Raw genomic sequence first — 13,367 nt, forward strand, 5'->3', positions numbered from 1 at the left:
CAGTAATTAATATACAGGAGGGGATTATTATGTTTGAACGTTTAGGCGGGATAGGTTTTTTATTGATTTCACTTTGGCAATTTTATGCTTTTTATAATTCATTTCGGACGATTCACCAAAAAGGAAATCAAGCTACTTCAGCTTTTGCTAGCTTAGCTATTTGGTACGGTCTTGCGTTCGGGATTGTTTTTTTCCTATTGGGAATTGCATTGTTAATGGGTGCTTTTTAGCTGTCTAATTACTGATAAAATTTGATCCAGGATCGGTTCATACCGGTGCTGGATTTTTTTATTGGCAAAATGCTGGTTGATTTAAGTAACAGTTTACCAAAATAATAATTTAAATTTTAATCATGCGCAGCTGATAATTTATGTTATACTAGAAAACGTCGCGAATAAATACACAACATGTTGTGCCTAAACTTTAAAATTATCAATTAGAATACTATATATTCTGGTTGATGTTTATATAGAGGAGACACATAATGAGCAATTATATTAAATTTTTATCCCATCAATTACAAGGCTGGCCGCAGCAAAATTACTATTTGTTTTTCTTTAGTTTAGGGTGTCAGGTCATGACTTTAGTCAATACACCGATCACGCCATTGACGATTTTGACCTTTATTGGTACGACACTAGGCGTTTTATGTGTCTTGGCGATCAATGCCGCTAAGTCGGTTAACGGTTGGTTAGGTATTTTATCAGCAATCTGCTTTATTATCACCGGCTATGCTGCTAAAAATTACCTTAGTATTGGTGAACAACTTGCGTACATGGTTACGCTAGATATTCCGGTGTTGCTTAGTGCTAGCTGGAATGTTAACATGGCCGCGAAAATTCGTAAATTTACAGCTAGCAGCTGGACCATTGCGGTAATCGCTACAGTGATCGTTTATGGGGTTTCTGGTTATTTGATTCAAGCATTCACAGATGATCCACGGCCATGGATCGATGCCATCAGTTTTTCAATTAGCTTAAGTGCTGGGGTGATCTGCTTCCTACGCTTCAACAATCAGTATTTTTGGTGGGTCGCTTCTGGTCTAGCGCAAATGGTACTTTGGTTTATTTCCTTCCGCCAAGGCTCCGCAACATTAGCTATGTTTATTAATAGTTCGATCTACTTGGCTAATGATGTTTTAGCGTTCACCGTTTCACCATGGTACAACAAAAAAGAGCGGGCGCGCGTTGTTGCGCAAGAAACTGAGTATGCCGCTAAATTAAATTTAGATAAATCTAGTCTATAGTAAAAAGACGTTTAGCAATTGATACCGTTGCTAAACGTCTTTTTAGTTCACTCAACTTATATAAAATGTTGAATCGTACCACTTTCCCAGATGATCAGACAACCTAGACCAATATAAATCAATGCCATGATCCAGTTGCCGTAGCGGGCTAGGAAAACTTTAACAAAGCTAAGATGAGCCGATTTTTCACCTAGCGTGACCAGAATGTAAATACAAATAATAAAAATTACTAAAGTGACCAATAATTGCCAAAAGGTCAAGGAAACAAAGTAGGGGACAAATAATCCGATATTATCGGCACCGCAAGAAGCTATCGTGGTAATTGCCACTGTTGCCACTAAGCTTTTGTTCTGGCGTTGATCTAATTTTTCATTGACTTCGGCGGCTTCGTCTTCATCGCTGAGTAAATACTTGATGCCAAAGAAAATTGGGATCAATCCCAATAAACCGAGCAGCCATTTTTGCGGGACATAGTGCAAAACAAAGGCAAAAAAGAGGCTGATGCCAATTAAACAAAGTGAGCCGATGTATTGGCCGATATAAATGTTACGTCGGGCGTTGCGGCCGGGATATTTAGAAAATAACAGCATTAGAATCACGAGTAGATCTAACGCAGTTGAGGTATAGAGAATAATGGCGGTAAGAATTGTTTTCAGCATAAAGTGTCCTCCTGTAACTGCCTACATTATAACGGGTTTTATAGTTCTCGCCTAGCGCTGAAAAAATATTTTTAGGTGTTGACAAGCTTAACTTGTGATGGTATTCTCTAGCCACTGATTAAAAATAAATGAGAACGTTAAGACGAGAAGAGTAATTGCTGAGAGCAACGGCAGAGAGTTCCGGTTAGTGAAAAGGAATGGTGCGATGGCAATGAAGATGAACTCCGAGCGTTTGGTAGCGAGCTACGGTTAGTTACCAACGGTTGTGCCCGATACAGCACCACAGTCTGTTGTTCATACAACGCACTGGTAGAGTCTAACGCTGTGAAACGTTAGAAAAATAAGGTGGTACCGCGATCGCGAAAGCGTCGTCCTTTGTTATACAAAGGATGGCGCTTTTTTTAGTGCAATTATATGGGAGGATGAGAAAATATGGTAAAAAGTAGTAATCAAGGTTATCCACGGTTAGGTGAAAAACGGGAATGGAAATTCTTACTGGAGCATTTATGGAGTCATAAAATTGATGAAGCTGAATTCACGGCACAAACGAAAGCTTTGCGGTTAGCAAACTTAAAGAAGCAGCAAACTGCTGGTGTTGATCTGATTCCAGTTGCTGATTATTCGAATTATGATCACGTATTGGATACGGCAGTTGCTTTTGGCGCTGTACCGCAACGTTTTGGTAAGTTCACAGAAAAGCTAAGTTTAGCTGACTATTACAGTGTTGCCCGCGGAACTAAGGATGCTGTCGCCGCAGAAATGACAAAATGGTTCAACACCAACTATCACTACATTGTTCCAGAACTCGACCACGTTCAATTTAAATTGTTAGATAATCGCTGGTTGACTTATTATAACGAAGCTAAAGCTGCGCTCGGTATTGATGGCAAACCAGTTATTCTTGGCCCAGTTAGTTTCTTGAAGTTGAGTAAAGTTAACGATGAATATGTCCGTGGTGAACTTTTAGCTCAATTACTGGATGAGTTACTGCCCCTTTATGTGCAGATCTTCCATGAATTAGCTGCCGCCGGGGCCAAATGGATCCAACTGGATGAACCAACTTTGGTCACTACTGATAAAGCGGAACTTGATCTGTATCGGCATGCGTTGGAAGTATTGCATGAAGCGGCACCTGAGGTCAATGTGCTAGTGCAAACTTACTTTGCCTCGTTGGATTATTACACGGAGATCGTTAATTTGCCGGCTGAAGGCTTTGGGCTTGATTTTGTCCATGACCATGGTGAAAACTTGCAAGCATTGCAAGCACATGGTTTCCCTGAAACTAAAGTGTTAGCTGCTGGTATCGTTGATGGGCGTAATATCTGGCGCAGTGACTTAACCGCTAAGCAAACTTTGGTCAGCCAGTTACGGAAAAAGGTAGCCAGCGCGCAATTATGGTTACAACCATCTAATTCATTATTGCATGTGCCGATCACTACCGCTAACGAACATAAGTTGGATCCAGTGATCAAAAATGGTTTAGCTTTTGCTGATCAAAAATTGGCTGAGATCGTTACTTTGACGAAAGCGGCTAACGGTGCTGATGTTACCGCCGACTTACAGGCGAGCCAGGCAGTATTAGATCAATTAAATCATTCAGAACACCGGAATAATCCAGAAGTCGCCCAAGCCGTCAAAGCCATTTTGGCTGCACCAACGGAACGGCATTCAGCTTACCCAGAGCGGGTCAAAGCACAGAAAGTATTGCACTTACCGCTGTTACCAACCACAACGATTGGTAGTTTCCCACAATCGGCTGAAGTCCGTTCTCACCGGAAAGCTTGGCGTAAAGGGGACTTATCGACAGCCGACTATCAAGCCTTTTTGGATCAAGAAGCTAAGCGTTGGCTTAAAATCCAAGAAGATCTCGACATCGACGTGCTGGTTCATGGTGAATTTGAACGGACTGACATGGTCGAATACTTTGGTCAAAAATTGAAAGGCTTCACGACTACGCAAAATGGTTGGGTGCAAAGTTATGGTTCCCGCGGCGTTAAGCCACCAGTTGTCTTTGGGGATGTACAATGGACGGAACCAATTACCGTGCGCGATACGGTTTTTGCCCAAGAGCAGACTGACCGTTTAGTTAAAGGGATGCTGACTTCGGCCGTAACCATCATTAACTGGAGTTTTGTTCGTGATGATTTGGCGAAGAATCTTGTTGCTGATCAAATCGGGCTGGCTTTACGTCATGAAGTGCAGGCGTTAGAGGATGCTGGTATTAAGATCATTCAAGTTGACGAACCAGCCTTACGCGAAGGCTTACCACTGAAGCCGCGTTACCGGGCTGACTACTTGGCTAACGCTGTCAAAGCGTTCAAGATCACCACAACTGGAGTCAAAGACGAAACGCAGATCCATACGCATATGTGCTATTCCGATTTTGAAGATATTTTGCCGGCCATTAGTGCGTTGGATGCTGACGTGATCTCGATCGAATCGTCACGGTCACATGGTGAAAGTATCAAAGCATTTGAACAAACGAAATACGACAAGCAGATCGGCCTCGGTGTTTACGATATTCACAGTCCACGGGTGCCATCAGTTGAAGAAATTGAACAGAATATCGACCGCGCTTTACAAGTGATTGACGTTCATCAATTCTGGATCAACCCCGATTGCGGCTTGAAAACACGTAAAGAACCGGAAACCATCGCCGCATTACGCAACATGGTGCAAGCACGTAATCAAGTTTGCGCAAAATTAGGCGTAACTGAGTAGTGCGTGTTTGCGCAAATTGAGTTGCAGGCGGACTTAGCTTGCGCCGATTGTAGAACCAATCAAGGAAGGGGGATTAGGGATGAGTTTCAAGGAAGCACTGCAACAACAAGTATTGATCGCTGATGGTGCGATGGGGACCCTTTTATATAGTCAATATGACGTTAACTCTGCATTTGAAGGTTTAAATTTGACCCACGGTGGCGATATTCTCAAGATTCATCAAGCCTACATTGCGGCAGGCGCCGATGTGATCCAAACTAATACGTATGCGGCCAATCGCATCAAGCTTAATCGCTACGGTCTAGCCGATAAAACGAAAGCAATCAACGAGGCCGCGGTTAGTTTGGCCCATACTGCGCAGATCGCTGCTGAACATCCAGTGTATGTTTTAGGCACGATCGGTGGCATCGCTGGGGTCACGGATACGGAGATCGAACCGTTGACGGCGGAAGAAATTGATGCTGGTGTACAAGAACAGGCAACCTATTTATTGCAGACTCAAGCTATTGATGGTCTTTTGCTGGAAACTTACTATGATATCAATGAATTGAAGCGGGCGCTCAAAATCGTGCGCGCGCTGACTGATCTGCCAGTGGTTGCTAATGTGACAATGTATGAGCCAGGGGTATTGCAGGATGGTACGCCATTAAATACTGCGCTACAAGATCTGGCTGCATTAGGTGCTGATGTGGTGGGGGCCAACTGTCGCTTAGGACCGTACAATATGAGTCGTGCTTTTGAAAGTGTTGCGTTACCGAAAACAGCTGCTTTAGCGATCTACCCTAATGCAGGCTTACCCGATGTCCAAAACGGTAAAACGGTTTACGATAGCCCAGCTGAATATTTTGAAAATTATAGTGATACCTTCCGGCGGCAGGGGGCACATTTGATTGGTGGCTGTTGTGGAACGACACCAGCGCACATCAAAGGCTTAGTTGCGGGATTACAGTCACGCCAACCGGTAACCACTAAAAAAGTGACCTTGCCTGCAGCTGAGGCGGTGCCAACAGCAGCCGACCCGCGGCAACATGATTTTCTCCAACGGGTGCAACATGAAAAAGTAGCGTTGGTCGAACTTGATCCACCGAAAACTTTTACTACAGCGAAGTTTTTCCGCGGCGCTCAAACGTTAAGTCAAGCTGGGGCTGGTGCGATCACGTTATCGGACGGTCCGTTGGCCAATCCAACGATCAGTAATGTAGCGTTGGCGGCACAGCTAAAATACCAATACGGCATCACGCCGCTGGTTCACCTGACCACCCGCGATCATAATTTGATCGGCTTACAGTCGGAGATCATGGGGCTACACACGTTAGGTATCGCTAATATTTTAGTAATCACTGGTGATCCAGCTAAAGTCGGCGATCTACCGGGGGCAACTTCGGTTTATGATTTACATTCAGTTGAATTGATGCAGATGATCAAGAAATTCAATGCCGGTATTTCCCCAACGGGCCGTAATTTACAGGAAAAAACTAATTTTGCTGTCGGCGGGGCTTTTAATCCTAATGTCCGCAACGTTGAACGCGCCTGCAAAATGATCACCCGAAAAACGGCGTACGGCGCCGACTTTATTATTACGCAACCAATTTTTGATATTACCAAGGTTCACGAATTGCGTTTAGCCTTGGACGAACAGGGCATCACCACACCGATTTTTGTTGGCGTTATGCCATTATTATCCTTCCGCAATGCCAATTTTTTGCATCATGAAGTTCCGGGAATTCGTTTAGCTGACGATACGTTGGCACGGATGCAACAAGCAGAGGCGGATGGTAATGAACGCGAGGTTGGTTTGCAGATTGCCAAAGAAACGATTGATGCGATCTGCGCGGACTTTAACGGTGTTCATATTAATACACCACTACGCCACCACGAGATCTCACTAGAATTATTGAATTATGTTCAAGCTAAAAATGCCGTGAGCGTTTAAATAAATAAAGCAGTTCTGCCGATAAGTTGGTGGAACTGCTTTATTTATTTGGGTTTATTTTAGTAGGTTTTCGATCGTATCCAGCACGCCAAAATGATTATTGTCTAAGCGAGTAACGAAGCTGGCTTGTTGCTGCACTGCGGGTTCAGCGTTCAACATGGCATAGCCATATTTGGCCCGGCGCAACATTTCTAGATCATTATAGTTATCGCCAAAGGCTGCGACCTCATCCGGTGTCAGTTGCCAATAATCTTCTAGCTGCTGTAGGCCAACGCCTTTGTTGATGCCGGCAGGGATAACGTCGATACTGCCAAAACCACTAGCAGTTGCGTGAAAAGCACCAGGAAACTTAGCGTTTAAATAGTCGGCTTTGGCTTTGATATCCTCGTGTTTCCACGCTACGTTAACTTTATAAATATGATCAGTCACTTGCCCGATATCATCGACTAATTGCAGATTACTGATAAAGTAACGCAATTCAACATCGTTGACGTCCGGGTCAGTCCGATTCATATAACTAGCCTGTTGGCCCGATAGTCGAATCGAATCAGGTTGCAACAGCGGATCGTCATGTAAGATACGCAATAGTTGCTGCATTGTTTGCTGTGGTAGCCGCGTTTCCGCCACAATCGTCTGTTGATCCATGATCAAAGCGCCATTTTCAGCCATGAAGGTGTTGATGTGAGAGCGGGCAGCGAAAATATCGACTAAATGGCCGTAGTGATTGCCACTGGCGATTGCAAAATGGATCTGGCGCCGCCGCATTTCCTGCAATAATTCATTAAAGCGGTCGATCGCGTATTCATGTTGGTCGTTGAGAAAAGTGCCATCAATATCGGTTGCAATTAATTTTATCGTCAAGTCGCCAACCTCCAGAAATAAGTTATCTCTATTGTACCGTAGAAAGCGCATTCTGTGTTAACGAAAGCGATAACCGATTTTACGCCCAAAACTGGTTAGTTCGTTGAGCACAGGTGCGGCTAATAGTTTCAAGGCGATTAAATAAGTGAGCCCGCCTGCGCTGACCGCCAAAATAAGTCCGGCAAAATTATGTACCGGCAGTAGGTGTAATAGGCTAAACATAAGCAGCCCGCTGAGTAAATATTTCCAGGTTGCAGTAAAAAGTTGCCGGCGGCTAATAAAATCACGCACCGCGTGCAGTTGATAGGCAGTCACACTAAATTCAGTCAATACTGTCGCCACGGCTGCACCTAACGCACCGGCGAGTGGAATTAAAATCAGATTAGCGCCTACGCTGATGATGGCGCCGAGAAAAACCGAGCGGGTGTACGCCTGGTTACGATTAAGTGGCAATAACAGTTGCACGCCAGTAACGTTGCCCCAAGCAATCAGTAGAATAGCTGGTGCTTCCACGACTAGCAGCTGTCCGGTGAGGGTGTAGCCACTTCCTAAATACCAGCGACTAAAACTTGGTCCCAGCGCGGCGATCCCCAAAGTAAGTGGCACGGCTAATGCAGTTGTGAAATCGAATGAACGATATAAATTTCGTTTGATCGCCGTGTACTGATGTTGGGCAACTTGATTTGCCATATGCGGTAAAATAACGGTACCCGAAGCGGTGACAATACCGATCACTAGCCGGATCACCCGATCAGCATAACCGTAATAGCCCACCGCCGCCATTGAAACCAACCAACCCAATAAGTTGCGATTAAGGCTTAAGTAGATCTGCGTGGCGATCGTCGGTAAAAATAAAGTCAGACTACCACGTAAATGGCGGAAAGGCTGCAGTTGTCGTAGTGGGATGCGCTGAATTTGCTTGGTTAAATAAGGCCACATGGTTAGATTACCCAGTAGGCTGCTACCGGTATTAAATAAAATGTACAACCAGAGGTCAGCGGCTGAATGAACCAATGTAAAAGTAAGCCCAATCGCCAGCAAACGGACTAAAGCGTTCCGCAGCACAACCTTGCCAAAATCTTCCATACCCATGAAATACCAAGAGATATCAAACGCAGCCGCCGGTAAAATCAAAGCTTGAAGCAATAAATAAGTGCGGTATTGATCAGTGAATAACCAATAAAGCATGAAGGCGCCAAAAGCTAAGCTGAGCGTCAGTAGCTGTAAGCAAGTGATCTCCCAAAATAAGCGCGAGCGCACAACTTTGTTATCGCGCTGGTAAGCTAACGTACGATTAGCGTATAGCCCAATACCTAGCGTACCGAAAATTAGAAAGTAATTGACAGCAGCACCAGTGTAATCACTAATGCCTACACCGGTAACGCCGATTACACGCGAAACGTAGGGTACAGTGATCAACGGCAAGATCAGTAATAATAAATTATAGCTTAGGTTATATAGCCAGTTTTTAATTAATTTCATCAGTAATGATCCCTTCCATGAAATAGATCCATTACTGATGTTAAGCGTTTTGTAACTCATTTAGCAGTCAACAACGGTCAACGTTACTAAACGCACGGTCAGCGTAATAAATGATTAAGTGCCGCCACTTTGCGGAAAGCTACTAGACAACTCTGCTGATCGGGAAAGTAAGCCACTCGTTTAGCCGTGTCAAAACTGACGATCGTTTGCGGATTTAACAAAATACTACGGTGAGCTAAAAATAAGTGCGGGTATTTGGTGGCTTGTTCGCTTAGTTTACCGATGAATTCGGCTTGACGTTGTTGCGCATGAATGATCAATTTACCGGTATTACCGGGAGCAGTTTCTAAAAAGTAAAGTTGTGCAAACGGAATTTCATAGTAACGTTGGCCGATCCGATAACCAAATTTTTGTGTATTGATAACGATCGTTTGGTTATACCGCTGCACGGCCAGCTGAATATCTGCACGTAATTGAGCTTCCACTAGCGTCATACCCTTATCCTTTAGCAAATAATCCATTGGCGCAATTTTGCGTTCAAAGGTGAGAAAAGCCATCTCGGTGTGGGTGGTCATGAAAATAATCTGCGCGTCAAAAAAGCGTTCGCGAACCCAAACCGCTAAATCAAGCCCAGCCGTTAGCTCCGTACCGATTTCAATATCGAATAAAAATAAGCCGTGCGTCTGCGGATTCTGTACTAAATAATCCTGAATCGCTGCTGGTGTGGCGGTGACGACTGCTAATTGCATATCTAATTCATCGATCATGATCTGGGTGCGTACAACTTGCTGATAGTAAAAACGCTGCTGGGGATTATCTTCGAGAATAAAGGTGGTCAACATCAATTTGCCTCCATAAAAGTTAGAATCACACGAAATTCAGTTGCGGTTTGGCTTATATCTAACAATAAGTTTGGCTGTTGTTCAGCTAATTCACGTAGACTGGCTAAACCGGTACCACGCTCAGTTCCTTTTTGTGAGTAACCGTAGTCAAATAAATGACCAAAGTTAGGTGCAGTCGCAAAGTTGTTGGCGACGATCAATTCAGCGTCGCCGTTTGGGTAACTGAACAAAGCGACCTGAACAGCTGGTGTCGTAGCGCTTTTAGCGGCCTCAAGCGCATTGTCGAGAATGATACCCAGCATTCGAATTTGTGCCACTGAGATCGGTGCCGCTAAAGCGAATGGCTTAGTTAGCTCTAATTTGACCGTCACCGCATCCTGTTGTGCTTGGGCTAACTTTTGCAGTAAAATGCTGCGCAACGGCTTATCGGCAATCAAATCTAAGTTGGCAAATTGTGGCGCTACTTGTAATTGAGCGTTGGCGTTATCCAGAATCTGCTGGAAATACTGTTGTAGTTCTGGTTGCTGACTTTCGTTAACGTAGGTCTGTAATGACAGTAGAATATTTTGCTGGTCATGTTTGAATTTACGCAAAGTGCGGTCATTTTTTTCAATCGCTTGGGCGTAAACTAATAAATTCTGATAATCACGTTGCGCAACCAATTGTTCGTTACGTAAATTAAAAATCTTCAGAAAATAAACGAAAATAAAGGCGGTCAGCAAAATTAGGCTACTGAAACCGGCAATCAGTAAACTACGACTGGCCGTATTCAATTGGTAAAAATCGATCAACCATAATAATGCGGATAAGGCACTAAAGCAGATCAGCAAAAGGGCGAGAAAATATTTTTGTACTTGGACTTGGCGGAAAATACTGGTGATCGCCGCAAAAATTTTCAGATAGTGCAATAAAATAATAAAGCCACCGATCAAGCCGTAATCAATCATTAAACTAATTATGTTTGTGTAATCAGTGAGTGCGGGCCATAATTTACCGCTAGCCACCGCAAAAATCGTAGCTAAACTGACAAAAATCAATTGTAAGCTTAGCGCTGAACAGAACTTGACCAACTCAGTCAACACCGGCCGCTTTTTCTGTTGAAGGACATAATAGCTTAAGTAACAAAGAAGCAGTAGCACAAAAACGATTCGGCCCCAAAATAGCAATAAACTGCCGAAAAGTAAACTCAATAAAATTGCGTAGCCGCGAATACGCCAGGTTCGGCGCTCGACAGCAATGTAGTCCGCTAATAAGTGAACGCCTAGTATCAGTAGGCAAGAAATGATCCAGTTCACGATGGCAACTCCTTAATTGGTTTCTTTTAGCATACTCGATTTGGGGCTATTTTGCAGAACCAGCTCGGTGAGCGTCCTTAATTAGTAGTTTAACGTCAAAAAAATAGAGCAACCAAATCGGTTGCTCTATTTTAATTTTGTTTCAATATTTGATCGATCGTATCGAGCACGCCAAAGTGATTGTTATCCAAGCGGGTAACGAAAGCAGCTTGCTGTTGAACTTCTGGTACAGCATTACACATTGCATAGCTGTATTTAGCACGATTCAACATTTCGAGATCATTGAAATTATCCCCAAAAGCGGCGATGTTAGCGGCCGTTAAATGCAAGTGATCTTCTAACTGTTGTAAGCCAGTCCCCTTATTGACGCCACCAGCGATAATATCGATACTACCAAAACCGCTGGCAGTTGCGTGAATTACACCGGGAAACTTAGCGTTAAGGTAATCCGCTTTGGGTTTAAGCGGTGTATGATTCCAGATCGCGTTTAATTTGTAAATATGATCGTCGACTTGGCTAATATCTGGTACCAGCTTGAGATTATTATAAAAATATTTGATCTCGGGTGTCGTTGTTGCGGCTTCGGCTGCATTCATGTAGCTGGCATGTTGACCAGATAGGTGAATCGATTCCGGCTGTAAGTTAGGGTCGTCCTTTAATTGGCGTAATAATTGCTGAATAATAGTTGGTGCCAATCTTGATTCAGCAATGACTTGACCACGATCCATGGTTAAAGCGCCGTTTTCAGCGATAAAAGTGACGATTGGCGATTTAGTCCCAAAAATCATTTGTAAATGACTATAGTGATTACCACTGGCGATGGCGAAGTGGATCTTGCGGTGCTTTAATTCTTGTAATTGTTCGTTGAAACGGTCGATCTCATACTGATGTTGATCGTTTAAAAAAGTGCCATCCACGTCTGTGGCGATTAGTTTGATTGTCAAAAAAGTACGGCCTCCCAAAAATCTGATGGCTCTATTGTACCGCTTGAACCGGGCGCTGGCTATCAGATTTTAATTATAGCTTAGCGTACTTTGGCTGCGCCAACACTCGCGTCAAAATTTGGCCTAAACGTTTGACACCAAGTTCGATCGTTGCCGTGTCTAGGTTGGTAAAATTGAGCCGGAGACCGTTAGCTTGATGACTAACTGGGAAAAGACTTGCGCTGGGGACGTAAGCGACTTTGGCTTGTGGTAAAATCACTTGCTTCAGTAATTCGCCAGTGTCGATATCAGCGGGTAAGGTTAAATAGATGAAGAAGCCGCCACGCGGACGAGTGAAGTTAACGGCAGCTGGCAGGTAATGATCTAGTGCATTTAGCATGGTTGCCATTTTAGCAGCATATGCCTGATTCATTTTGGCAATATGATCGCTGAGGTCATGTTGGTCTAAATATTGATCAATTGCGCTCATAACCAGAGTAGAGGATTGGACGTCATTACCGAGTTTTAATTCAGTTAGGGGCACCAACAACTCTGGTGTGGTGACTAACCAACCTAAACGCAATCCTGGCGATAAAATTTTAGAAAAGCTACCTAAACTAATAACGTGATCAGTGGTATCTAGACTAGCTAGTGAGGGTAACGACTCACCACTGAAGCGCAGATCGCGGTAGGGGCTGTCTTCTAAAATAATGACATCATAGCGTTGCGCCAAACGTAATAAAGCTTGACGTTTCGGTAATGATAGTGTGCTGCCAGTTGGATTTTGAAAATCGGGAATCGTATAAATAAATTTAACGTGGTGCGTCATTAACGTTTTCTGTAAAACGTTCAGATCCATACCGTCGTCTTGCAATGGCACTTCGTAATAAGTGGGCTGATAGGCATCAAAAGCAGAAAGTGCACCTAGATAAGTGGGCGCTTCAACCACAACACCATCGCCTGGATCAAGTAATAACTTTGCTGTTAGGTCGAGACCTTGCTGCGCACCTTGAGTCAGTAAAATTTCAGCAGCAGTAAAAGTCCGTCGTGGAGAACTGATGTGTTGCGCGATTTTAGCGCGGAGACTTTTTAAACCAGCGGCACCACTATATTGCAAGGAGGTGCTATCGGTTAAACTAGATGCAAAGGCGCTTTTTAATTCGGCTTGCGGAAATAAATGATTGTTAGGATAGCCGGCGGCAAATGAAATCAGCGCTGGGTCATTGGCGTAAGTAAAGATATCATTTAGTCCGTTGTCGCAAGGTTGAATTCGATTTGCAAATTTTACCATGGTAATCCCTCCAATAATTAATTACAGTGTCGTTTACGAGTTGTTGTCTATTATGATAAAATGAACGCAGTAATAAGTAAAACTCAGCTTTTTCATATTTAGATGAAATATATT

Annotated in this window: 11 protein-coding genes; 4 read left to right on the forward strand and 7 right to left on the reverse strand. The window is 43.7% G+C overall.

Annotated features, from left to right (window positions below; all coding sequences use genetic code 11):
- Positions 1-29: 29 nt before the first annotated feature.
- A complete protein-coding gene (locus LC20001_RS01675) occupies positions 30-230 on the forward strand; it encodes a hypothetical protein (protein ID WP_010011439.1) in 201 nt (66 codons plus the stop codon).
- Between the two features lie 254 nt (positions 231-484).
- Positions 485-1,246, forward strand: coding sequence for a nicotinamide riboside transporter PnuC (pnuC, locus tag LC20001_RS01680; protein WP_010011440.1), 762 nt, complete (start codon positions 485-487; stop codon positions 1,244-1,246).
- Between the two features lie 56 nt (positions 1,247-1,302).
- Here pnuC and LC20001_RS01685 read toward each other — a convergent pair whose 3' ends face one another.
- On the reverse strand, positions 1,303-1,905 hold the full coding sequence (locus tag LC20001_RS01685; protein WP_003678238.1) for a CadD family cadmium resistance transporter: 603 nt from the start codon (positions 1,903-1,905) through the stop codon (positions 1,303-1,305).
- Positions 1,906-2,337: 432 nt separating this feature from the next.
- Between LC20001_RS01685 and metE the strand changes: the two genes are divergently transcribed.
- Together metE and LC20001_RS01695 are read left to right on the forward strand one after the other, a co-directional pair.
- Positions 2,338-4,626 (forward strand): 5-methyltetrahydropteroyltriglutamate--homocysteine S-methyltransferase, encoded by a 2,289-nt coding sequence (gene metE, locus LC20001_RS01690; protein ID WP_010011441.1) that lies wholly within the window; start codon positions 2,338-2,340, stop codon positions 4,624-4,626.
- Between the two features lie 79 nt (positions 4,627-4,705).
- Positions 4,706-6,559: a bifunctional homocysteine S-methyltransferase/methylenetetrahydrofolate reductase gene (locus LC20001_RS01695; protein WP_056943254.1), complete on the forward strand. Its 1,854-nt coding sequence runs from the start codon at positions 4,706-4,708 to the stop codon at positions 6,557-6,559.
- Between the two features lie 54 nt (positions 6,560-6,613).
- On the opposite strand, the gene LC20001_RS01700 is transcribed toward LC20001_RS01695, so the two are convergent.
- The 6 genes from LC20001_RS01700 to LC20001_RS01725 all read right to left on the reverse strand — a co-directional run bounded on the left by LC20001_RS01700 (position 6,614) and on the right by LC20001_RS01725 (position 13,253).
- On the reverse strand, positions 6,614-7,420 hold the full coding sequence (locus LC20001_RS01700) for a Cof-type HAD-IIB family hydrolase (RefSeq protein ID WP_003678233.1): 807 nt from the start codon (positions 7,418-7,420) through the stop codon (positions 6,614-6,616).
- A 57-nt stretch (positions 7,421-7,477) separates the two neighbouring features.
- Entirely contained in the window at positions 7,478-8,902 is a 1,425-nt protein-coding gene (locus LC20001_RS01705) for an oligosaccharide flippase family protein (RefSeq protein ID WP_010011442.1), read from the reverse strand.
- 98 nt (positions 8,903-9,000) lie between these two features.
- Positions 9,001-9,744, reverse strand: a complete 744-nt coding sequence (locus tag LC20001_RS01710) for a LytTR family transcriptional regulator DNA-binding domain-containing protein (RefSeq protein WP_010011444.1) — start codon at positions 9,742-9,744, stop codon at positions 9,001-9,003.
- The gene (locus LC20001_RS01715; RefSeq protein WP_010011446.1) at positions 9,744-11,039 is read right to left on the reverse strand and encodes a GHKL domain-containing protein; all 1,296 of its coding nucleotides are present in this window, start codon (positions 11,037-11,039) and stop codon (positions 9,744-9,746) included. Before LC20001_RS01715 ends, LC20001_RS01710 begins: the two co-directional genes overlap by 1 nt.
- A gap of 131 nt (positions 11,040-11,170) precedes the next feature.
- On the reverse strand, positions 11,171-11,983 hold the full coding sequence (locus LC20001_RS01720) for a Cof-type HAD-IIB family hydrolase (protein ID WP_003678225.1): 813 nt from the start codon (positions 11,981-11,983) through the stop codon (positions 11,171-11,173).
- A gap of 73 nt (positions 11,984-12,056) precedes the next feature.
- Positions 12,057-13,253 (reverse strand): aminotransferase-like domain-containing protein, encoded by a 1,197-nt coding sequence (locus LC20001_RS01725; RefSeq protein WP_010011447.1) that lies wholly within the window; start codon positions 13,251-13,253, stop codon positions 12,057-12,059.
- Positions 13,254-13,367: the final 114 nt, after the last annotated feature.

This window comes from Loigolactobacillus coryniformis subsp. coryniformis KCTC 3167 = DSM 20001 (assembly GCF_002706425.1).
GTDB classification, from domain to species: Bacteria; Bacillota; Bacilli; order Lactobacillales; family Lactobacillaceae; genus Loigolactobacillus; species Loigolactobacillus coryniformis.